This is a genomic window from Indioceanicola profundi (assembly GCF_003568845.1).
In the GTDB taxonomy this organism is placed as follows: Bacteria; Pseudomonadota; Alphaproteobacteria; order Azospirillales; family Azospirillaceae; genus Indioceanicola; species Indioceanicola profundi.
In genome coordinates this window covers 1,954,019-1,973,942 of sequence record NZ_CP030126.1, presented here as the reverse complement: position 1 = coordinate 1,973,942, position 19,924 = coordinate 1,954,019, and the positions used below count along the sequence as shown (strand labels likewise).

Here is a 19,924-nt window from a genome sequence, read left to right as displayed (position 1 = left end):
AGACCGGCTGCAGCCATGCGCCCAAAAGCGCGATGAAAGTCCCCCATCGCCTTGCCTTGGCAGGGCGTGGGTGGGTATAAGATCGGTACCCCTTTTGCTATGGCCGGCGCCATGATCCTCTCCTGCCCGTCCTGTTCCAGACGCTTCCTGCTCGATGCGGGCCTGCTCGGGAACGGACGCAGGGTGAAGTGCGGCAACTGCGCCCATGTCTGGTATCAGGACCCGCCGGAAGGGGAGGCCGTGAAGCCTTTCGCGGCCGGGCCTGACGGTTCGGACGTCGACGCAATCCCGCCGCGCCGCTTCGATTCATACCTGGATGAGGATGAAGGGCCGCTTCCTGCCGCGGGGAAGGCGGCTGCCGGGGTCAGGGGCGCTTCCGTCGACGGGGAACAGAAGCCGGCACGATGGAGGGCGGTTCTGCCCTGGGCCGGGCTTGCCGCCTCCCTGGCGCTGGTGGGATTCGGGCTGGTTCAGGGACGGGATGCCGTCGTCGGCCTCTGGCCTGCCGCCAACCGGGCCTATGAGCTGGCCGGCATGGCGGTGGAACCGGTGGGCGCCGGTCTTGAGCCGGTCTATACGGCCGAATACCGGGAGGTGGAGGGGAACCCGATGCTGTTCGTGTCGGGCGAAATCCGCAATGTCTCCGACGAGGTTCGCGAGGTTCCCGACCTTGTCGCCACCGCCATCGATCCCGAGGGCCGGCAGGTGCAGAGCTGGGTCATCACCCCGTCCGCCCGCCGACTGTCGCCCAAGCAGACCGCCACCTTCAGCTCGATCCAGCCGGAAGGGGCGAGTCAGGCGAAGGAAATCGCACTGAACTTCAAGCCGGCGCAGACCGCCCAGCTTACCGACGCAACGCATTAAGGGCAGTCCGCCGCATCCCAGGCTCCCCCGCATAGCGGCGGGATGAGCCGCATTCATGCGGCTCTATCGGCATCCGCCCTGCAAGGTCCTTCTCAGAACCGGTCCAGCAAGCGGTCGATATAGTCCCGCTCCAGCTTCGGACGGTCCTGCTCGCCGGAGCGGCGGCGCAGTTCATCCAGGATTTCGCGGGCGCGCTGCAGATCGGCCTCGGCGGGAATCTCCACATTCTCCGCATTGAAGGGACCGGTGCCGGGCAGGGGGCGGCCCAGCGGATCGCGCCCCTGGGCGCGGCCCTGCTGCGGACGGCCGGTGCCGGCCTGCATGCCCTGCTGCATCATCTGCTGGGCCATCTGCTCCGCCATGGACTGAAGGCCCTGCTGCAACTGGTCCAGCGCCTGGGACTGGTTCTGCACGGCCTGACCGGGAGCGCCCTGCTGAAGCGCCTGTCCGGCCTCGTTCATGGATCGCTCGGCCCGGCCCAGCGGGCGGGGGATATCACCCTGCATCTCGCCGAACTGGCGCATGATCTCACCGAGCTGGCGGCGCAGGGCTTCCTGCTGTTCGGCCATGGCGCTGCCCTGACCCTGGCCTTGCCCCTGGCCCTGCATCTGACCTTGCTGCTGGCCCGGCTGACGGCCCTGGCGGGCGGGACCCTGCGGACCCTGCTGTCCCATCTGGCCCTGTTGCCCCATCTGACCCTGTTGGCCCTGCTGCGGCTGTCCCTGCTGCCCCTGCTGGCCTTGCTGCCCTTCCTGTCCCTGCTGCGACTGGCGGAAGGTCTCGTCCATCAGCTCCTGCTGTTGCCGGGCCAGATCCTGGAGCTGCTCCATCATCTCCATCATCTGCTGGTTCTGCTGCGCCTGCTGGGGCGTGGGCTGCTGGCCCATCTGCAGCGATTCCATCATCTGCTGAAGCTGCGACAGCATCTCGCGCGCGGCCTCGCGGGAGCCGGTCTGCGCCATGTCGCGCATCTGCTGCATCATCTGCTCCAGATCCTCCCGCGTCATGGTCTGCATGTCGGAGGGGGGCTGCATTTCCGGCATCTGCTGGCCGTTCTGCATGGCCTCGCGCATCTGCTGTTCCAGCGCATCCAGGAAGTTCTCCATGGCCTGCTCCAGTTCGGCCATGAGCTGGTCGATCTCCTCGTCGCCGGCCTCATTGTCCAGCGCCTCCATCAGGCGCTGCTGGGCATCGCGGAGATCGCGCTCAGCCAGCGACAGCCCGCCATCCTCAAGCGCCAGCGCCATGTCCCACAGGGTCTGCTGCACCTGCCCGATCACCGCCGGCTGCTGATCCAGCATCAGGCGGGCGATGGTGGAGCGCATGCCCAGGAATACCGCCAAGCTGTCCCCGAAGGCGCCGGGGCGCACCGACAGTTCCGACAGGGCGCGGGCAACAGGCTCACGGGCGCGGTCGCCGCCGAGGGTCAGATTCCGGCGCTGCTCGATCAACTGCCGGGCGATCGGGTGGGTGAAGCGCCGTTCGGGCAGGACGAAGGCCTCGTCGGGGCTGCTGCCGACCTGTCCGCGGCCATCCACCGCCTCCAGCCGGATCAGCACCGGCAGGCCGGCCCAGGGGTGCGGCGTCAGATCATGGTAGCCGGTGGCGTTCGCCTCCTTCGGCGAGCGGCCGGGCAGCGGCAGCGGCAGGCTCAGCGGGCTCTGGTCCACCGTGTCCGGTAGCTCCACGCCCAGCCGGACTGTCGCGGTGACCTTCTCGATCCCGTAATCGTCGGCGGCGGTGTAGTCCAGCCGCAGGGCCTGACGCTCCGTGGCGCTGGGCGGCTGGCGGAAAGCGATGCCGGGCGCCTGATCAGGCACCACCACGATGTTCCAGGATTGCAGCTCCCGCCCCGCCTGGGTCACCGCGATGCGGTTCCCGCTGGTGATCTCCTGGCTGGACTGGAACCCGCCGGCCACCGGCTCGAACGGGGCGGTCTGGCCGTTGGCGGCCAGTTCCGGCGTACCATAGCCGCCGGTGACGCGGGCCTGGATGATGCTGCCTTCCGGCACCGCCACGGCCGCCGGCTCGGCCGGCGCGTCCCCGTCCGCCGAGGCCGTCTGCGGCACGGCGGGTCCGGCGCGCCGGGTCAGGAATACCGGGGGAAGGCCGGTATAGTCCGGCGGGGTGATCCAGGCTTCCAGCATGGCCGGCTGGACGATTCCGCCGATGCCGACGGGGGGCAGCAGGGCCGCTGCCAGACGCTCCGACAGGCTGCCCCAGGATACCGTGGCACCGACAACCAGCAGCAGCCCGACCCCGGCGCGGAGTGCCCAGGGATCTCGGGCGGCGAGGTTCGGATGGGGCGAACGGAGGGTGAGACGGTCCACCTGGCGCCGGGCGCGCTCCTGCGCCGCCTGCCAGAGCGCCATGGCGAGGGGGTCGCGCGCGCCGCCGCCCAGGCTGTCGGTCAGGGTGGAAAGGGGACGGTGGCGGAGGTTGCTGTCCCGCTCGATCCGCCGGCGGGCCTCGATCACGCCGGGGAAGCGGAAGCCCCGCAGCCCGCGCCAGAGCAGCCAGCCGATGCCGCCGAGCACGGCCAGCAGCAGGACCAGATGCACCCATGGGTTCAGCAGCGAGGGAATGCCGATCCAGGCCAGGGCCACGAACAGGCCGGTCAAGCCGGCGGCGGGCCACAGGGCCGGCCATAGCCGCTCCCAAGCCAGGGCCGACTGGGCCATGAACAGGGCGCCCGCCGGCTCCCCCGCCTGTTCCGGGGCCGATGAGGTGGTCAGGTCGTCGCGGCTCGTCATGCCTTCAGCCTCGGCCAGAGGGGCGGCCCTTTCCAGGGCCGCTCAGAATAAACCCCGCCGGTCCGGCTTCGGGCACGCGGCTATCCGCACAACCTCAGCCCGCCGACGGGTCGAGCCAGGGGGGCATGGCCTCCATGGCCAGAAGCTCCGCCATCCCCTGGCGGTGACGCACCACGCTCCAGTCTGAGCCCTGCACCAGAACCTCCGGCACCAGGGGCCGGCTGTTGTAGGTGGAGGCCATGACCGCGCCATAGGCGCCCGCCGTCATCAGCGCCACCAGATCGCCTGCGGCGACCGGCGGCATCTGCCGTTCCTTCGCAAAGGTGTCGCCGCTCTCACAGACCGGCCCCACCACATCCATGGAAACCTGCCCGGCGCCTGCATCCGGCTCCTTGACTGTAAGGATAGTGTGCCAAGCCTCGTAAAGCGAGGGGCGGATCAGGTCGTTCATTGCCGCGTCGAGGACAAGAAAGCGACGGTGCAGCCCTTCCTTGACGAAGTTCACGGTGGACAGCAGCAGCCCGGCCGTCGCCACGAGCGACCGGCCCGGCTCCAGCGTGATGTGGCAGTCCAGGTGGCCCAGGGTCTGCCGGACCACGGCGGCATAGGCCTTGTGATCCGCGAGATGGTCGTTCGGCCGGTAGGGAACGCCCAGGCCGCCGCCGACATCGATGCGGCGGATGTCGATCCCATCCTCCCGAAGCTGGACCACCAGCCCGGCCAGCTTCCGATAGGCGCTCTCGAACGGCGACGTCTTGATGAGCTGGGAGCCGATATGGACGGCGACGCCCACCGGGTTCAGCCCCGGCAGGGACTTGGCGCGGGCGAAGGCTTCGCGCGCATGGGCCCAGTCGATGCCGAACTTGTCCTCTTTCCGGCCGGTGGCGATCTTCCCGTGGGTCTCGGCATCCACGTCGGGATTGACGCGGATGGCGATGGGGGCGGTCACCCCCAGCTCCTGCGCCACCGCGGACAGCATCTCCAGCTCGGGGAAGCTCTCCACATTGATCTGGTGGATGCCGGCCTTGAGGGCGAAGGCCATCTCGCTCCAGCTCTTGCCCACGCCGGAGAAGACGCAGCGGCTGGCCGGAATGCCGGCGGCCATGGCGCGCTCCAGCTCGCCGGATGAGACCACGTCCGCCCCGGCGCCGAAGCCGGCCAGGGTGCGGATGACGGCAAGGTTGGAATTGGCCTTCAGCGCGTAGCAGATGTCCACCGGGGCATCGGCAAAGGCATCGGCATAGGCGTGCCAGTTCGCCGCCAGCTCGGCGGTTGAATAGACATAGGCCGGCGTTCCGACGGATGCGGCGATGCGGGCCAGCGGCACGTCTTCCACATGCAGCGCGCCGCCGCGGTACTGGAAGGCGCCGCTGGGGAAGGTGGCGGTCTTGGGCAGGGTAGGCTGGGTCATGATCCCGGATGGCTCACTGGCCTGTGGTGGGAGAGGCGATGCCGGGCGGAATGGTCGGCCCTGCCGGCTCGCCGGGATTCTGTTGCGACGGATCGACGGGACGGGGGACTTCGTCCGTGTCGGGCACATCCTCCGGCGCGGCTTGCGGTAGGGTCGCTGGCGACGGCGCGTTGACGGCCGGCCGCGGCTCCGGCGCAACCGGCGGGATGTAGCCGGGATCGAGCGTCGGGTCGGGGTAGAGCCGCGGCGTCGGCGCCCCGCCCTGGACGGTCGGGAAATCCGGCTTCTTGCCGCAGGCGGCGAGAAGGGGGAGAGCCAGCACGACGCCTATGGCAGCGCGCGCCGCCATCGGCATCATCCCAGCTCCGTGCCCTCTTATCGTCATCCCGGCGGAAGCCGGGACCCAGGGGCCGCAAGCACCGCCCTCGGGACTCCGGGGCCCCGGCTTCCGCCGGCGTGACGGTCCCATGAAAGCGGAGCGAAGTCGGGTCGGCAGCATCACAGGAACCTCTCCCGCGCGGCCTTCACCGCGGCTCTGACATTCTCAGGGGCGGTGCCGCCGGAGCTGGTCCGGCTGGCGACGCTGGCCTCCACGCTCAGCACGGCGAAGACATCCTGGGTGATGCGCTGTTCCACGCCCTGCATGTCGGCCAGGGACAGGTCGGAGAGGCCGCAGCCCTTGCCCTCCGCTAGCTTCACCACGCGGCCGGTGATGTGGTGCGCCTCGCGGAAGGGAATGCCGAGATTGCGGACAAGCCAGTCGGCCAGATCGGTCGCGGTGGGGAAGCCCAGCTCCACCGCCTTGCGCATTCCGGCCTCGTCGGCGGTGAGATCGCGGATCATGCCGGTCATGGCGGCCAGCACCAGCGCCATGGTCTCCTCCGCCTCGAACACCGGCTCCTTGTCCTCCTGCATGTCCTTGGAATAGGTCAGCGGTAGGCCCTTCATCATGATCAGCAGGCTGTTCAGCGCCCCGATCACCCGGCCGGCCTTGCCGCGCACCAGCTCCGCCGCGTCCGGGTTCTTCTTCTGCGGCATGATGGAGCTGCCGGTGGTGAAGGCGTCGGACAGGCGGATGAAGCGGAACTGCGGCGTGCACCACAGCACGATCTCCTCCGCCAGGCGGGAGAGATGCATGGCGCAGATGCTGGCGGTGGAGAGGTAGTCCAGCGCGAAGTCCCGGTCGGAGACGCCGTCCAGCGAGTTGGCCGTGGGCCGGTCGAAGCCGAGGGCGGACGCCGTCATATTCCGGTCGATGGGGTAGGGCGTGCCGGCTAGGGCCGCGCTGCCCAGCGGCGACTCGTTCATGCGGGCGCGGGCATCGCGGGCCCGGCCGCGGTCGCGCCCGAACATCTCCACATAGGCCAGCAGATGGTGGCCGAAGGTCACCGGCTGGGCCACCTGAAGATGGGTGAAGCCCGGCATCACCGTTCCGGCATATTCCTCAGCCCGGTCGATCAGGGCGGCCTGAAGCTCCTTCAGCCCGGCCTCCAGCCGGTCCAGCGCATCGCGCACCCAGAGGCGGAAATCGGTCGCCACCTGGTCGTTGCGCGAACGTGCCGTGTGCAGGCGGCCCGCCGGCTCCCCGATCAGCTCCTTCAGCCGGGCCTCCACATTCATGTGGATGTCCTCCAGCGCGGTGGAGAACTGGAACCGGCCCTCGGCGATTTCGGCTGCCACCTGATCCAGGCCGGACAGGATGGCGTCGCGGTCGGCCTCTGTTATGATGCCCTGTACCGCCAGCATGGCGGCATGCGCCTTGGACCCGGCGATGTCCTGCGCCCAGAGCTTCCGGTCGAAGCCGATGGAGGCGTTGATCTTCTCCATGATCTCCGCCGGGCCGCGGGCGAAGCGGCCGCCCCAGAGCTCATTCGACTGAGGGGCTTGGCCGGGTGCGGCGTTCTTTGCGCTTGAATTCATGGGCTGGCTGACCGAGCTAAGGGCAGGGGCGGAACCGCCCCGGCGGACCGAGGAATGAGGGCAAGAATGGCGATTTTGCGGCGGCTCGCAACCATCGTGCTTGCAGGGGTGCTGGCAGGCCACGTCATCGCGGCGGACTCCGCTCCTGTCCAGGCTGCCGAACCGCCCGCATTCAGTGGGGAGAAACGTCCCTTCGTCTATGCGGCGGGCCGGCCGGAAGTGCCTGATCTGGCCTTCACCGGGCCGGATGGCAAGGCCCTGAAGCTCTCCGACTTCCGGGGCAAGGTCGTGTTGCTGAACCTCTGGGCCACCTGGTGCCCGCCCTGCGTCAAGGAGATGCCGTCCCTCGACAATCTCCAGGCCGAGCTGGGCGGAGAGGATTTCGAGGTGGTGGCGCTTTCGCTTGACCGCGGCGGGCAAGGTCAGGTGGAGCCGTTCTTCATGGAGACGGACCTGCAGCACCTGACCATGTATCTCGATCCCGCCATGACGGCCATGAAGGCGATCAAGCCGCCCGGCCTGCCGGTCAGCCTGCTGATTGATGCGCAGGGCCGTGAGATCGGGCGGCTGAGCGGCGAAGCCATCTGGGACGGCGACGAGGCCAAGGCCTTCATCAGACATTTCATGCAGGAAGGCTGAGGCCGACGAGACCAATGAAGAAGGCCCGCCGGGATTCGGCGGGCCTTCGCGTTGCGGGCCGGCGGACCGGTCAGCGAACCAGCTTCGTGACCGGCAGGAAGCTGCCGTCCGCGTTCAGGACGGTGAAATAGACGCGGTCGGAGCCCTGGTTGTCACCGGGGCCGAACGTCAGGGCGAAGCCGCCGAGGTCGTGCGTACCCTGCATGGCCTTCATCAGCGCTTCCCGCGTGGGGGAGGGGCCGGCCTTTTCCAGAGCGGAGAGGAACAGGCGGCCGACGAGGTAGCCTTCCAGGGAGACGAAGCCGGGCCGCTCGCCGCCCGCATGGGTCTTCAGGGCCGCTTGGTAATCGCGCACCACCGGCACGCTGGAATCCCAGGGGAAGGGCACCACCTGCGTGATCACCACGCCCTCTCCGATAGGGCCGAGGGTGTCGGCCAGCGCCTCGCTGCCGACGAAGGAGATGTTCAGGAACAGGGCGTTCAGCCCGGCCTTCTTCGCCTGCCCGATGAAGGCCGCCACGGGTGCGTATGCGCCCACCATCACCACCGCCTCGGGCTTCGCGGCGACGATGGCGTCCACGGCCGGCTTCACATCCGTGGTGTTGCGGGGATATGTGGCGGCGGCTGTCAGGCTCATGCCCCGCTTGTCCATCGCCTTCTGGACGCCGGACAGGCCGGCCTGCCCGAAGCTGTCATCCTGGTGCAGGATGGCGATGGACTTGATCCCGAGATCCTCGACCAGATGCTTGATCCACTCCTCCGTCTCCTGGTCGTAGGAGGCGCGGACGTTGATCACGTTGCTCAGCGCCGGATCGCGGAGGAAGCCGGCGCCGGTAAAGGGGCCGATGAAGGGAATGCCGGCTTCCTGGGCGATGGGCTGCGCCGCCTTGGAGGTGGGGGTGCCGACGGGGCCGATCAGGGCGAAGATGCCGGCCTCTTCAGCCATGCGGCGGGTCTGGGCAGCGCTGTCCTCCGGCTCGTAGCTGTCGTCCCGGGATACCAGATTGATGGTGCGGCCATGGATGCCGCCGGCCGCATTCGCCTCCCCGAAGGCGGCCAGCAGGCCTGTGCGCATTCCGTTGCCAAGGGCGGAGGCCGGTCCGGCCAGCGCCGCGACCTGTCCCAGCACGATCTCCTTTTCCGCGACGCCGGGTTCCGCCCGCGCGGGCGATGCGCCCAGTCCGATCAGCGCAGCAGCGGCGATGGCCGCCAGTCCCATCTTCATGCGCATTCTCTCCCCCATTCTTTGGAGCACACGGCCTTCTAGCGCGTGTCGGGGAAAGGATTGCGCAATGGTGGTAAAAGCAGCGTTTACTTCCGGTTGTTCCGGAATGGTTAATCTGAGAAACCATCCGTTGCGCATGAAAAAGGCCCGCCGACATGCGGCGGGCCTTGGATGCAGCGGCTCTGGCGGCCTCAGCGCGTCGGGCGGGGCATGTCGCCGGAATAATCGTAGAAGCCGCGGCCGACCTTGCGGCCCAGCCACCCGGCCTCGACATATTTCACCAGCAGCGGGCAGGGGCGGTACTTGCTGTCGGCCAGCCCCTCATAGAGCACCTGCATGATGGACAGGCAGGTGTCGAGGCCGATGAAGTCGGCCAGCTCCAGCGGCCCCATCGGGTGGTTGGCGCCCAGTTTCATGGCCGTGTCGATGGCCTCCACCCCGCCGACGCCCTCATACAGGGTGTAGACCGCCTCGTTGATCATGGGCAGCAGGATGCGGTTGACGATGAAGGCCGGGAAATCCTCCGCAATGGCGGCAGTCTTGCCCAGCTTGGCGGTGAGGTCGCGGATGCTGAGGAAGGTCGATTCGTCCGTGGCGATGCCGCGGATGATCTCCACAAGCTGCATCACCGGCACCGGATTCATGAAGTGCATGCCGATGAACTTTTCCGGCCGGTCGGTGGAAGCCGCCAGACGGGTGATGGAGATGGACGAGGTGTTGGTGGCCACCATCGCATCGGGGCGCAGGTGGGGGACGAGCTGCTTGAAGATGGCGCGCTTCAGCTCCTCGCTCTCCGTCGCGGCCTCGATCACCAGATCGCAGTCGGCATGGATGTCCAGGCTGGTGCCGGTGGCGATCCGGGACAAGGCGGCATCGCGGTCGGCCGGTTCGCACTTGCCCTTGGAGACCTGACGGTCGAGGTTGCGGGTGATGCCCGCGACGGCGGCGTTGAGCTGCTCCGCATTGATGTCGGACAGCTTCACGCTGTAGCCCGCTGTGGCGCAGACCTGGGCGATGCCGCTGCCCATCTGCCCCGCCCCGATGATCCCGATCGTCCTGATGTCCATTGTTCGACGCCTTATCCGTTCCTGCCGCTACAGCATGCCACCCTGATTCGCGCCTGTCGTTTTGCAATGCAGCAACCGGCGCCGGGCGGTTCCGTGTCGTTGAATTCCTGGTGATGAGAATAAACGAAGGGCGGCGCACCGCAATGGCCGCCGCCCCCCATGGTGCGAAAGAACGAGGAAAGACCGCAGCCTGTCCTCAGTCCTTCCGGATCAGCCCTTGGACAGCGCCTCGGTGAGTTCCGGGACGATCTTGAACAGATCGCCGACGAGACCGTAATCGGCGACCTGGAAGATCGGCGCTTCCTCGTCCTTGTTGATGGCGACGATTACCTTGCTGTCCTTCATGCCGGCCAGGTGCTGGATGGCGCCTGAGATGCCGACGGCGATGTACAGTTCCGGCGCGACGATCTTGCCGGTCTGACCGACCTGATAGTCGTTCGGCACGAAGCCGGCATCCACCGCTGCGCGCGAGGCGCCGACGGCCGCGTTCAGCTTGTCGGCCAGGCTGTCCAGCAGGTGGAAATTCTCACCCGACTGCATGCCGCGGCCGCCGGAGACGACGACACGGGCGGAGGTCAGCTCCGGACGCTCGGACTTGGTCAGCTCCTGGCCCACGAAGCTGGACAGGCCGGCATCGCCGGTCGTGCCGATCGCCTGGACCGTGCCGGAGCCGCCCTCGGCAGCCGCCGCCTCGAAGGCGGTGCCGCGCACGGTGATCACCTTCACCGGGTCGATGGACTGCACGGTGGCGATGGCGTTGCCGGCATAGATCGGGCGGGTGAAGGTATCCGCGCTCTCCACCCCGGAAATCTCGGAGATCTGCTGCACGTCCAGCAGGGCCGCGACGCGGGGGGCCACGTTCTTGCCGAAGGTGGTGGCCGGGAACAGCACATGGGTGTAGCCGCCCTCCTGGACCGCCTTGGCGACCAGCGGGGCCAGATTCTCCGCCAGCCCGTTGACGTACTCCGCGCCGTCGGCGGCCAGCGCCTTCTCAACGCCGGCGGCCTTCGCCGCGGCAGCGGCGGCGTCGGCGACGCCCTGGCCGGCGACCAGCACATGCACAGCCCCGCCGATCCTGGCGGCAGCGCCAAGGGTGGTCAGGGTGGGCTTCTTCACCTCGCCCGTCGAGGGCTCGGCAACGACCAGAATGCTCATATCCGTTCTCCCTCGGCCGGTCAGATGACGCGCGCTTCGTTGCGCAACTTGTCCACGAGCGTGGTCACGTCCGGAACCTTCACGCCGCCCTGGCGCTTCGGCGGTTCGGTGACCTTCAGCGTCTTCAGGCGCGGGGTGAAGTCGACGCCCAGCGCCGCCGGCTCGACCGTCTCGATCGGCTTCTTCTTCGCCTTCATGATGTTGGGCAGGGACGCGTAGCGCGGCTCGTTCAGGCGCAGGTCGGTGGTGACGATGGCCGGCAGCTTCAGCTCCACCGTCTCCAGGCCGCCGTCGATCTCACGGGTCACGGCCACGGCGCCCTCGGCCGGTACCACCTTGGAGGCGAAGGTGCCCTGGGCCCAGCCCAGCAGGGCCGCCAGCATCTGCCCGGTCTGGTTGGCGTCGTCGTCGATGGCCTGCTTGCCCAGGATGACAAGCTGCGGCTGCTCCTTCTCCACGACGGCCTTCAGGGCCTTGGCGACGGCCAGCGGCTGCACCTCTGCATCGGTCTGCACCAGGATGCCCCGATCCGCGCCCATGGCGAGGGCCGTGCGGATGGTTTCCTGTGCCGCCGTGGGGCCGATGGAGACGACGACGATCTCCGTGGCCTTGCCGCCCTCCTTCAGGCGAACGGCCTCCTCGACCGCGATCTCGTCGAACGGGTTCATCGACATCTTCACGTTCGCGAGCTCGACGCCGGTATTGTCCGGCTTCACACGGATCTTGACGTTGTAGTCAACGACCCGTTTCACGGCGACCAGTATCTTCATTGGCGATCCCCTGGCAGCAGGCCTGTTATGGCAGCGGTTTGCCGGCCTATGGTTCTGGCGAGGCTGACTGGACCAAATTCCCGCACCGGCCAGCCCCGCAATTCCGCCGGCGCAAGGTAGGTTGCACTGCAAACACTGTCAATGGACCGTCAGGCTATCCGTTCCGCCCGTTCGAAGAACAAGCAGATAGCAGCCCGCCATTGGCAACCGGCCTTACGAAAAACGGAGTCTGCGCCGCCAGACCGCAGCGGTTCAGGTTTCCGTTTACGTAATGGTAAGCTATCGCGGCCGGTACCGGAGCGCAAGGGGCGCGGTCAGCCTACGGCATTGTGATAAGAGCGGATTCCGGACGGAGCCGGTCAGCGGTTCTTCCCCGGAACCCACAGCACGTCGCCGGCCCCACGGCCATTGACCCAGCGGGCCAGGACGAACAGGTGGTCGGACAGCCGGTTCACATAGCGAAGGGCCGGGCCGCCCACCGTCTCACGGATAGCAAGCTCCGCCATCAGCCGTTCGGCACGGCGCACCACGGTGCGCGCCAGATGGAGCTGGGCCGCCGCGGGGCTGCCGCCGGGCAGGATAAAGGAATTGAGGGGCTGGAGGTCCGCATTCAGCGAATCGATCTCCTGCTCCAGCCGGTCCACCTGCGCATCCACGATGCGCAGGGGAGGATAGGGCGGGTTCTCCTGCTCCGGCGTGCAGAGGTCGGCGCCGAGGTCGAACAGATCGTTCTGGATGCGGCCCAGCATCTCGTCGGCACGTGCGAGATCGCCGGACTGACCGGTCGTGTGCAGCCGGGCGATGCCGATGATGGCGTTCGCTTCGTCCACCGTGCCGTAGCTGGCGACGCGTAGATCGCCCTTGGGCACGCGGGTGCCGTCGCCCAGCGACGTCTCCCCCTTGTCGCCGCCTCGGGTGTAGATACGCGTCAGCCGGACCATGGGGCTCAGCTCCCCGTCGCGGTGAAGATCGTCAGCACGAACAGCACGATGGCCGCGATCTGGAGGCGGACGCGCCACCACATCAGCCGGTTGCCGTATTTGGCGTTGAATTCGCCGCCACGCGCCATGGCGACCAGACCCATCCCGAGAACGCCGAGCACCGCCAGCATGGTCAGGATCAGTAGGGTGAAGAGGAATCCGTTCATGGCACCTATATAGCGCGGATGCGCGGACGTGCCATAGCCGGCGTCAACATGCCGCCAGCGATACGGTTGGACATAGTTCCACCGGGCCTGTTGTCGTCGGAACTCCGACGCACTAGCATCCGGGTCCCATGAGCTTCCTGCGCCATATCACCGCCTGCAACACCCACGACCTCTCGCATTACCGGCCCTTCTTCGTGGCCGGGCAGCGGGTGGGAATGGTCCGTGAGGATCTCTGCCGCCGGCTCGCCGGCTTCGGGGACCCCTTTACCATCCGCTATGACGGTATCGCCGTGTCGGAAAGCCTTGCCGGCCCGGCAGAACGGACGGCGGCGGTGCGGTCCGCACTCGACAGGCTGGTGGAGGAGGGGGAAGTGCCGCCGCTCCGCGGGGAGGATTATCCGGTCCTGTCCCAATGGGGGACGGAGCCGCTGATGGCCATGGACCGGGCCGCCATGCCCTGCTTCGGGCTGAAGTGCTTTGGGCTGCATGTGAACGGCTATGTCCGTAAGGAGGATGGCCTCCATCTCTGGGTGGGAAAGCGGGCCATGGACCGCGGGGTAGCTCCCGGCCAGTACGACAACCTTGTCGCGGGTGGTCAGCCCGCCGGGCTGAGTCTGGCTGAAAATCTGGAGAAGGAGGGGGCGGAGGAGGCCAGCCTGCCGCCTGAACTGGTCCGCCGCGCCGTGCCCGTCGGCATCGTCTCATACCTGATGGGAACGGAGGCCGGGCTCAAGGACGACTCGCTGTTCTGCTACGATCTGGAACTGGACGAGACGTTCGAACCCCGCAATACCGACGGGGAGGTGGAGCGGTTCGAGCTGTGGCCGGTCTCCAAGGTCGCCGAGAGCGTCGAGCGGACGGACGATTGGAAGTTCAACGTCAATCTGGTGGTGATCGATTTCCTGATCCGCCACGGGTTCCTGACGCCGGACCATCCGGAATACATGGCCCTGTGCAAAGGGCTGCGGCGCTGACCCGGTCGCAGCCCCGGAGCGGCTGAAAGCTCAGTGCGTGCCGGGTTGGGCGGGGGCGGGGGGCGGCATGAAGCTGCTGCCCAGCAGGGTGGCCAGCTCACCGCTCGCGCGCATCTGCTCGATCAGCCCCGACAGCCGGACCGCCATCGCCCGCCCTTCTTCCGTGTCGGCGCAGACATAGGCATCGTCGCGGACGATCAGCGGCTGCAGCGGGTCATAGTTCAACTCGATCCCGAGCTCCTCCGCGGCCACCCTGGCGTCCGGAAATATGGCGAGCACGGCATCCAGTCGCCCGCCCATCAGTTTCAGCAGGTTCGTGCGTTCATCGCGGCTGAACTCGACATTCATGCCGGGCATGTCCAGGACGGACCTGTAGGCATGCTCGATGCCGAGGATCGCGCCGACGAGCAGGCCGGGCAACTCCTCCCGCCGGGGGAGCGGCTGGTAGGGCGGGGCGACGATGTGGAGCTGGAACCAGTTGATGGGGGCGCTGCCGACCACCGCCCGCTCGAGCTTGGAGGCGGAGCCGGAGGTGGGGAACAGGCAGAGACCCCGACCCGCCTCGAACTCCGCCACTGCGCGCGCCGGCGGCAGCAGCATCGTCTGCGGTTCGATGCCCGCCAGTTCTGAAATGCGGGTGTGCACCTGCGCATAGGGGCCTTCGCCATTGGTCCCGAACAGGGACGGCAGGTTCAAGGCGATGAACACCGGGGCTTCCGCCGCTTCGGCCCGAGCAGCCATCAGACCTAGGACAAGGGCGAGGGAGCGTAAGACGCGACGCATGGGGGACTACAGCGCTTGACCTGGGTGGATCGGAACCGGTGTCCGCCAGCGAAAGGGGCGAGCGGACAATTTGCATACAATGCGATGCAGTTCCGTCCGGCAAGGCGGAAGGAGCCCCAGGGCTGTGACAACGTCAGAAGAGGTCGTCAATTGCGCTCTGATCCAGGGTGGCTTCGGGTCTGGAACCGGCGATGGAGCCGTGCACGACCGCACTGCCCTGATCCACCAGAAGCTGGAGACGGCGCCAGTACGTCCGGGCAGTGGCGGCGAACATCTCCGGCTCGCCCTCCATCGCGCTCAGCGCGTCGATGGATTCGATGATGGTCTCATCCAATTCCGCAATCACGGCATCGAATGCGGAGCGGAAATGCTCCGGCACATGGTCGAATGCCTCGATCGCCAGCGGCGCGAAGGCCAGCCCCGACTGCTCGAAGTGCTGCTTATAGCTCTTCGGCTGCCAGGCGCGGATGTCCTCCAGCATCTCCGGCATGTCGCCGAGCATGGACATCAGCATGATCACTTCATTGAAATGGTTGAAGTAATCGGTCGACAGCAGGGTGGTGCCGTCGATCGTGGTGTCCTGGGCGAGGCGCCGATAATGGTCGAACATGGAGTTGGCGGGCATGGTTCTGTTGATACCACAGCCGTAGTACTCCCCGCCCCTTAAAATATTCACATTCGTTCGATCCTTCGCGGGGCGTGTCGGGGAAAGCGCAGGCGCGGAGGGGTGTCAGGGATCGGGGAAACCGGCCATGGCGCGCACCTGGGCAGGCGGCACTCCCTCCTCCCGCAGGGCGCGCAGGGCCCTGGCGCCATCGCGCTTGGACAGGCGTTGCCCGGCCTCGTTGGTCAGCAGCCCGTGATGGTGCCATTCCGGTACGGGCAGGCTCAGCAGGGCCTGGAGCAGCCGGTGCACATGGGTTGCGTGGAACAGATCCTCCCCCCTGGTGACGAGAGTGACGCCCTGGATGGCATCGTCCACCGTCACGGCCAGATGATAGCTGGTGGGGGCGTCGCGCCGGGCCAGCACGACGTCGCCCAGCGTCTCCGGCGCTGCCTGCTGCCACCCAGCAGCGCGGTCGTACCAGCGCAGCGGACCGGTCCGCGCCATGGCCTTCGCCACATCCAGCCGCATCGCATGCGGGGCGCCGGCCGCCACGCGGGCCGCCGCTTCCGCCGCCGGAAGATGGCGGCATGTGCCGGGATAGAGCGGTCCCTCGGGTCCGTGGGGCGCGTAGCCGGCGCGCGCGATCTCCTCCTGGATTTCCTTGCGGGAGCAGAAGCAGGGATAGACCACGCCCAGCGCATGCAGACGGTCGAGGGCTGCGGCATAGTCGGCCAGATGTTCCGACTGCCGCCGAACGGGAACCGGCCAGGATAGGCCGAGCCAGGCCAGATCCTCGAAGATGCCCTGCATGTGCTCCGCCCGGCAGCGGTTGGGGTCTATGTCCTCGATCCGCAGCAGGAAGACGCCGCCGGCCTGTTGTGCGGCCTGGAAGCCGAACAGGGCGGAATGCGCGTGGCCCAGATGCAGCAGGCCGGTGGGGCTGGGAGCAAAACGGGTTACGGTGTGCATCGGGATGGCATAGCCGGGCCGGGTCCCGATAACAATGCGGACGATGCGGGCGGAGGGAGATGCCATCCGGTCGCTTCCGTCCTGACAGAGAGAAGAGATGGGGATGAAGGACTTTCCACATCTGACAGGGCCGGAAGTTCCGCCCGCAGCCGGCGGACGGGCAGAAAGCCTGATCGTGCTTCTGCACGGGGTCGGGGCGGACGGAAGAGACCTGATCGACCTTGCGGGACCGTGGGGGGCGATGCTGCCGAACGCCGCCTTCATCGCGCCCGACGCTCCATTCCCCTGCGACATGGCCCCTTATGGAAGGCAGTGGTTCAGCCTGCAGGACTGGACCATGACCAGCCTTCTGGCGGGCGTGCAGGCGGCAGCGCCGATCCTGACCGGGTTCCTGGACCGGGAGCTGAAAAAGCGGGGACTGCCCTGGTCGCGGCTGGCGCTGGTGGGCTTTTCCCAGGGGACGATGACGGCGTTGCATGCAGCCCTGCGGCTGCCGCAGGCGCCGGCTGCGGTGCTGGGCTATTCCGGCGCGCTGGTGGGGGCGGAGTTGCTGGCCGGGGACGTGCGCTGCCGCCCGCCGGTGATGCTGATTCATGGCGACGCGGACGAGGTCGTACCCTGGCAGGCCACCAGCATGGCGGCCCAGGCGCTGTCCGCCGCGGGCCTAACCGTCGCCAGCCATATCCGGTCCCGACTCGGGCACGGGCTGGATGAGGAAGGCATCCGCCTGGGCGGAATGTTCCTGCGCGATTCGCTGAGGTCAAACAGCACCGCCTCAAGATAGGGACCGCCTCAAGATAGGGTATGTCCGAAAGCCTGCCGCTACAGCTTCTAGCCCAAATTTCCGTTACGGCACCATGACAAATGGGCCTTGACAGAAGCACGAGGTTGCCAAAGGGGCGAGTGTCCTATATGAACATCCTGGGTTCCGGCTGGGTTTACAGGCGCTGCTGGGTACCGGCCGGGCGCCAAACGGAAACGGCATGGGGGTGGGTCTTGGCTCCACCGCTGAACAGTTGCCCGGCTTTGGTGCTGAACGCGGACTTCCGTCCGCTCAGCTACTTCCCCCTGTCACTCTGGAGTTGGCAGGAGGCGGTGAAGGCGGTCGTGCTCGACCGGGTCAACATCATCTCACACTATGACAGAGTGGTGAGATCACCGACCTCCGAAATCCAACTTCCCAGCGTCATCAGTTTGAAAGAGTACATTCCGGCGACACGAAGGCCGGCCTTCACAAGGTTCAATGTCTTTCTTCGTGACAGGTTCTGTTGCCAGTACTGCGGTCGAAGTTTTCCCACCCAGGAATTGACCTTCGACCATGTGATTCCCCGGTCCAAAGGCGGGCGGACGACCTGGGAAAATGTTGTAACGAGTTGTTCCGCCTGCAATCTGCTGAAGGGCAATCGCTATCCCCACCAATGCGGGATGCACCCGATCCAGCCGGCTTTTCAGCCCACCGCCTACCAGCTTCAAGAAAACGGCCGATCCTTCCCGCCGAATTTCCTGCACGAAAGCTGGCGCGACTTCCTCTACTGGGACTCCGAACTGGACCAGACCTAGCGCCACGGCGCCGGATCATCGCGCCCTGCGCGCCACGAGGTCCACGGTCACGTCCGCCTCCAGCGCCACCCAATCGCCTGTCGCGAACTGTCCCTGGCCGACACCGAACTCGGTGCGGATCAACTGCACCCGGCCTGTCGCCCGCGTGGCGTCGCCTTCGTCCGCAAGGGTGAAGGGCAGGGCGACGGGGCGCTGCATACCGCGGATCGTCAGGCTGCCGATGGCCTCATAGCTGTCCGGACCCGTCCGCCGAAAACTCCCCGCCTCGAAACGGGCTTCGGGGAAGGCGCCAACATCGAACCAGTCCGCCTGGGGGAGCGCCGTGTCCTTCTGGCTGTCGCCGGTGTGGGCGCTGCCGGTATCCACCACCGCCAGGACATGGCCGGAGTCGGGCCGATCCGGGTCGAAGACGATCTCCGCCGTGAACCGGCGGAACTCCCCTTCGAAAGGCGCTCCCATCTGCGTGCCGCGGAAGCCGAGCCGGGACCGGGCAGGGTCGATGATCCAACTGTCGGCAGCGCTGGCGGGGGCGGCATCCGTCAATGCGGCCGTCCGATCCGCCTGCTCCAGCGCCGGGCCGCGGAAGGCGAAAGCGGCTGCAATCGCCAGTACGGGCAATATGGCCCAAGCGAGCTGCCGGAGCGTGGGAGCCCGTGCAGGCACCATGCGGGAAAAGATGCCGTCGCGCAGGATCAGGGCATGGCGCAGGGCCGCGGCCACATGGACGCCGACAAGGGCCAGCATCAGCCAGCCGCCGATCCCGTGCAGCTCCTCCAGCCCGCTCTCCAGCGCCTTCCGGGCCTCCAGCGTTTCGGGCGTCGGCAGATGGGGGATCAGGAACAGGTTGAACCAGGTGGTCGGAATATTCAGGGGCGAGGCGGAGACCATGGCCCAGCCGGTCAGAGGCAAGACCAGCAGCAATGCATAGAGCCCCGCATGTCCCAGATGGGCGGCAAGCCGCTCAAGCCGGGGCATGCTGTCGGGCAGGGGCGGCGGACGGTGGGTAAGCCGCCAGATGATCCTGAGCAGCGTCAGCGCCAGCACTGTGATGCCGAGCGCCTTGTGCCACTGGTAGAGATCGAAGGACAGCAGGCCCGGCGCCATGCGGGTCATGGTCATCCCGCTGCCCAGAAGCAGCAGGACGGCCAGCGCGATCAGCCAGTGCAGCGCCATGGCGACGGCACTGTAGCGCACCTGTGCGGGCGGCGTTGCGGGCATGGCGGTTCTCGCTGGACCAGGATGGGCCGGGCAAGCCGCGGGCCTTCCCCTTGCCTGTAACAGTCGGTGCCTGGAAGTCGGCCGGGGCGGGGCCGCGATCCGGCCCCGCCGATCGGGCGGTTACTGCTTGAGCTGGAACTCGGTCCCGATCCGCAGCTTCACCTCGTCCCCGACGGCCGGAACATAGGTGGTGATGCCCCATTCGGACCGGTTGATGGTGGTCTCGGCATCGAAGCCGATGGAATAGACTTTGCTCAGCGGGTTGACGCCGGCCTGGTTGAAGGTGGCGTCCAGGACGACCGGCTTGGTCACATCCTTCAGGGTCAGGTCGCCGGTGATGCGGGCGGTGTTCTCACCGGTGCGTTCCACCTTCGTGCTCTTGAAGGTCGCGGTCGGGAACTTCTCCGCATCGAAGAAGTCAGCGGCCTTCAGGTGGGCGTCCAGCTTGGGATCGCTGGTGTCCACAGCGGTCACGTCGATGACGATGTCCACCTTGCTCTTGGCCGGGTCCGCCGGGTCCAGCACCAGCGTGCCGTCCAGCTTCGGGAACGCGCCGTAGTAGGTGGAGAAGCCGAGATGGCTGATGGCGAATACGACCTTGGCATGGGTCGGCTCAACCACGTAGGTGCCGGCCTTCACATCGGCAGGATTGCTGCTTGGCTGCTGGGCAAAGGCGGGGGCGGCCACCAGGGACGTGGCGACCAGTAGAGCGGACAGAATGTGGCTGCGCATGGATATCTCCTCGGCGCGGGGAAACCGGACGATGTGGGAAGCAGGTAACCTTACTGCGGACGAGGGACAAGCCGCTATCCCTAGAATGGTTTGTTGCTGCTGTGGCGACAATCCCGGCCCTGCTCGGGAA

Annotated in this window: 20 protein-coding genes; 5 read left to right on the top strand and 15 right to left on the bottom strand. The window is 67.3% G+C overall.

Annotated features, from left to right (window positions below; genetic code table 11):
• The first annotated feature begins 99 nt into the window (after nt 1-99).
• On the top strand, nt 100-864 hold the full coding sequence (locus DOL89_RS25515) for an MJ0042-type zinc finger domain-containing protein (RefSeq protein WP_119678914.1): 765 nt from the start codon (nt 100-102) through the stop codon (nt 862-864).
• 92 nt (nt 865-956) lie between these two features.
• Here DOL89_RS25515 and DOL89_RS09410 read toward each other — a convergent pair whose 3' ends face one another.
• The 4 genes from DOL89_RS09410 to argH all read right to left on the bottom strand — a co-directional run bounded on the left by DOL89_RS09410 (nt 957) and on the right by argH (nt 6,948).
• On the bottom strand, nt 957-3,617 hold the full coding sequence (locus DOL89_RS09410) for a TIGR02302 family protein (RefSeq protein WP_119678913.1): 2,661 nt from the start codon (nt 3,615-3,617) through the stop codon (nt 957-959).
• Nucleotides 3,618-3,711: 94 nt separating this feature from the next.
• Nucleotides 3,712-5,028, bottom strand: coding sequence for a diaminopimelate decarboxylase (gene lysA / locus DOL89_RS09405; protein WP_119678912.1), 1,317 nt, complete (start codon nt 5,026-5,028; stop codon nt 3,712-3,714).
• A 13-nt stretch (nt 5,029-5,041) separates the two neighbouring features.
• The gene (locus tag DOL89_RS09400; RefSeq protein WP_119678911.1) at nt 5,042-5,386 is read right to left on the bottom strand and encodes a hypothetical protein; all 345 of its coding nucleotides are present in this window, start codon (nt 5,384-5,386) and stop codon (nt 5,042-5,044) included.
• A gap of 140 nt (nt 5,387-5,526) precedes the next feature.
• Nucleotides 5,527-6,948, bottom strand: coding sequence for an argininosuccinate lyase (argH, locus tag DOL89_RS09395; RefSeq protein WP_119678910.1), 1,422 nt, complete (start codon nt 6,946-6,948; stop codon nt 5,527-5,529).
• Nucleotides 6,949-7,014: 66 nt separating this feature from the next.
• Between argH and DOL89_RS09390 the strand changes: the two genes are divergently transcribed.
• Nucleotides 7,015-7,587 (top strand): TlpA family protein disulfide reductase, encoded by a 573-nt coding sequence (locus DOL89_RS09390; protein ID WP_225889748.1) that lies wholly within the window; start codon nt 7,015-7,017, stop codon nt 7,585-7,587.
• Nucleotides 7,588-7,657: 70 nt separating this feature from the next.
• Here the strand turns inward: DOL89_RS09390 and DOL89_RS09385 are convergent, their stop codons facing one another.
• The 6 genes from DOL89_RS09385 to DOL89_RS09360 form a co-directional block, all read right to left on the bottom strand.
• Nucleotides 7,658-8,812, bottom strand: coding sequence for an ABC transporter substrate-binding protein (locus DOL89_RS09385; protein WP_205574554.1), 1,155 nt, complete (start codon nt 8,810-8,812; stop codon nt 7,658-7,660).
• 191 nt (nt 8,813-9,003) lie between these two features.
• On the bottom strand, nt 9,004-9,879 hold the full coding sequence (locus tag DOL89_RS09380) for a 3-hydroxybutyryl-CoA dehydrogenase (protein ID WP_119678907.1): 876 nt from the start codon (nt 9,877-9,879) through the stop codon (nt 9,004-9,006).
• Nucleotides 9,880-10,089: 210 nt separating this feature from the next.
• Nucleotides 10,090-11,034 carry an electron transfer flavoprotein subunit alpha/FixB family protein gene (locus DOL89_RS09375; RefSeq protein WP_119678906.1) on the bottom strand — a complete coding sequence of 315 codons (945 nt, stop codon included), beginning with the start codon at nt 11,032-11,034 and terminating at the stop codon, nt 10,090-10,092.
• 20 nt (nt 11,035-11,054) lie between these two features.
• Nucleotides 11,055-11,804, bottom strand: coding sequence for an electron transfer flavoprotein subunit beta/FixA family protein (locus DOL89_RS09370; RefSeq protein WP_119678905.1), 750 nt, complete (start codon nt 11,802-11,804; stop codon nt 11,055-11,057).
• Between the two features lie 359 nt (nt 11,805-12,163).
• Nucleotides 12,164-12,745 (bottom strand): cob(I)yrinic acid a,c-diamide adenosyltransferase, encoded by a 582-nt coding sequence (locus DOL89_RS09365; protein ID WP_119678904.1) that lies wholly within the window; start codon nt 12,743-12,745, stop codon nt 12,164-12,166.
• Between the two features lie 5 nt (nt 12,746-12,750).
• Complete coding sequence (locus DOL89_RS09360) at nt 12,751-12,951, bottom strand: twin transmembrane helix small protein (RefSeq protein WP_119678903.1); 201 nt, start codon at nt 12,949-12,951, stop codon at nt 12,751-12,753.
• Between the two features lie 128 nt (nt 12,952-13,079).
• Between DOL89_RS09360 and DOL89_RS09355 the strand changes: the two genes are divergently transcribed.
• Nucleotides 13,080-13,925 carry a DUF4743 domain-containing protein gene (locus DOL89_RS09355; protein WP_119678902.1) on the top strand — a complete coding sequence of 282 codons (846 nt, stop codon included), beginning with the start codon at nt 13,080-13,082 and terminating at the stop codon, nt 13,923-13,925.
• 30 nt (nt 13,926-13,955) lie between these two features.
• On the opposite strand, the gene DOL89_RS09350 is transcribed toward DOL89_RS09355, so the two are convergent.
• From DOL89_RS09350 to gluQRS, 3 genes are all read right to left on the bottom strand, one after another.
• Nucleotides 13,956-14,708 carry an amino acid ABC transporter substrate-binding protein gene (locus DOL89_RS09350; protein WP_162937421.1) on the bottom strand — a complete coding sequence of 251 codons (753 nt, stop codon included), beginning with the start codon at nt 14,706-14,708 and terminating at the stop codon, nt 13,956-13,958.
• A 133-nt stretch (nt 14,709-14,841) separates the two neighbouring features.
• A complete protein-coding gene (locus tag DOL89_RS09345) occupies nt 14,842-15,333 on the bottom strand; it encodes a hypothetical protein (RefSeq protein WP_119678900.1) in 492 nt (163 codons plus the stop codon).
• Nucleotides 15,334-15,438: 105 nt separating this feature from the next.
• Nucleotides 15,439-16,284 (bottom strand): tRNA glutamyl-Q(34) synthetase GluQRS, encoded by an 846-nt coding sequence (gene gluQRS, locus DOL89_RS09340; RefSeq protein WP_119680345.1) that lies wholly within the window; start codon nt 16,282-16,284, stop codon nt 15,439-15,441.
• A 103-nt stretch (nt 16,285-16,387) separates the two neighbouring features.
• On the opposite strand from gluQRS, the gene DOL89_RS09335 reads away from it, so the two are divergent.
• Together DOL89_RS09335 and DOL89_RS09330 are read left to right on the top strand one after the other, a co-directional pair.
• The gene (locus DOL89_RS09335) at nt 16,388-17,068 is read left to right on the top strand and encodes an alpha/beta hydrolase (RefSeq protein ID WP_205574553.1); all 681 of its coding nucleotides are present in this window, start codon (nt 16,388-16,390) and stop codon (nt 17,066-17,068) included.
• 212 nt (nt 17,069-17,280) lie between these two features.
• Nucleotides 17,281-17,844: an HNH endonuclease gene (locus tag DOL89_RS09330; protein WP_119680344.1), complete on the top strand. Its 564-nt coding sequence runs from the start codon at nt 17,281-17,283 to the stop codon at nt 17,842-17,844.
• 15 nt (nt 17,845-17,859) lie between these two features.
• Here DOL89_RS09330 and DOL89_RS25510 read toward each other — a convergent pair whose 3' ends face one another.
• Nucleotides 17,860-19,062, bottom strand: coding sequence for a cytochrome b/b6 domain-containing protein (locus tag DOL89_RS25510; RefSeq protein ID WP_119678898.1), 1,203 nt, complete (start codon nt 19,060-19,062; stop codon nt 17,860-17,862).
• Between the two features lie 120 nt (nt 19,063-19,182).
• Nucleotides 19,183-19,794 (bottom strand): YceI family protein, encoded by a 612-nt coding sequence (locus DOL89_RS09320; protein WP_119678897.1) that lies wholly within the window; start codon nt 19,792-19,794, stop codon nt 19,183-19,185.
• Nucleotides 19,795-19,924: the final 130 nt, after the last annotated feature.

What these genes read in the sequence shown, in the direction of transcription:
- DOL89_RS25510 (WP_119678898.1), bottom strand. Translation starts at nt 19,062, where the DNA reads ATGCCCGCAACGCCGCCCGCACAGGTGCGCTACAGTGCCGTCGCCATG.
- DOL89_RS09380 (WP_119678907.1), bottom strand. Translation starts at nt 9,879, where the DNA reads ATGGACATCAGGACGATCGGGATCATCGGGGCGGGGCAGATGGGCAGC.
- DOL89_RS09385 (WP_205574554.1), bottom strand. Translation starts at nt 8,812, where the DNA reads ATGAAGATGGGACTGGCGGCCATCGCCGCTGCTGCGCTGATCGGACTG.
- DOL89_RS09320 (WP_119678897.1), bottom strand. Translation starts at nt 19,794, where the DNA reads ATGCGCAGCCACATTCTGTCCGCTCTACTGGTCGCCACGTCCCTGGTG.
- lysA (WP_119678912.1), bottom strand. Translation starts at nt 5,028, where the DNA reads ATGACCCAGCCTACCCTGCCCAAGACCGCCACCTTCCCCAGCGGCGCC.
- DOL89_RS09345 (WP_119678900.1), bottom strand. Translation starts at nt 15,333, where the DNA reads ATGCCCGCCAACTCCATGTTCGACCATTATCGGCGCCTCGCCCAGGAC.
- gluQRS (WP_119680345.1), bottom strand. Translation starts at nt 16,284, where the DNA reads ATGCACACCGTAACCCGTTTTGCTCCCAGCCCCACCGGCCTGCTGCAT.
- DOL89_RS09390 (WP_225889748.1), top strand. Translation starts at nt 7,015, where the DNA reads ATGGCGATTTTGCGGCGGCTCGCAACCATCGTGCTTGCAGGGGTGCTG.
- DOL89_RS09370 (WP_119678905.1), bottom strand. Translation starts at nt 11,804, where the DNA reads ATGAAGATACTGGTCGCCGTGAAACGGGTCGTTGACTACAACGTCAAG.
- DOL89_RS09365 (WP_119678904.1), bottom strand. Translation starts at nt 12,745, where the DNA reads ATGGTCCGGCTGACGCGTATCTACACCCGAGGCGGCGACAAGGGGGAG.
- DOL89_RS09360 (WP_119678903.1), bottom strand. Translation starts at nt 12,951, where the DNA reads ATGAACGGATTCCTCTTCACCCTACTGATCCTGACCATGCTGGCGGTG.
- DOL89_RS09400 (WP_119678911.1), bottom strand. Translation starts at nt 5,386, where the DNA reads ATGATGCCGATGGCGGCGCGCGCTGCCATAGGCGTCGTGCTGGCTCTC.
- DOL89_RS25515 (WP_119678914.1), top strand. Translation starts at nt 100, where the DNA reads ATGGCCGGCGCCATGATCCTCTCCTGCCCGTCCTGTTCCAGACGCTTC.
- DOL89_RS09350 (WP_162937421.1), bottom strand. Translation starts at nt 14,708, where the DNA reads ATGCGTCGCGTCTTACGCTCCCTCGCCCTTGTCCTAGGTCTGATGGCT.
- argH (WP_119678910.1), bottom strand. Translation starts at nt 6,948, where the DNA reads ATGAATTCAAGCGCAAAGAACGCCGCACCCGGCCAAGCCCCTCAGTCG.
- DOL89_RS09375 (WP_119678906.1), bottom strand. Translation starts at nt 11,034, where the DNA reads ATGAGCATTCTGGTCGTTGCCGAGCCCTCGACGGGCGAGGTGAAGAAG.
- DOL89_RS09355 (WP_119678902.1), top strand. Translation starts at nt 13,080, where the DNA reads ATGAGCTTCCTGCGCCATATCACCGCCTGCAACACCCACGACCTCTCG.
- DOL89_RS09335 (WP_205574553.1), top strand. Translation starts at nt 16,388, where the DNA reads ATGAAGGACTTTCCACATCTGACAGGGCCGGAAGTTCCGCCCGCAGCC.
- DOL89_RS09410 (WP_119678913.1), bottom strand. Translation starts at nt 3,617, where the DNA reads ATGACGAGCCGCGACGACCTGACCACCTCATCGGCCCCGGAACAGGCG.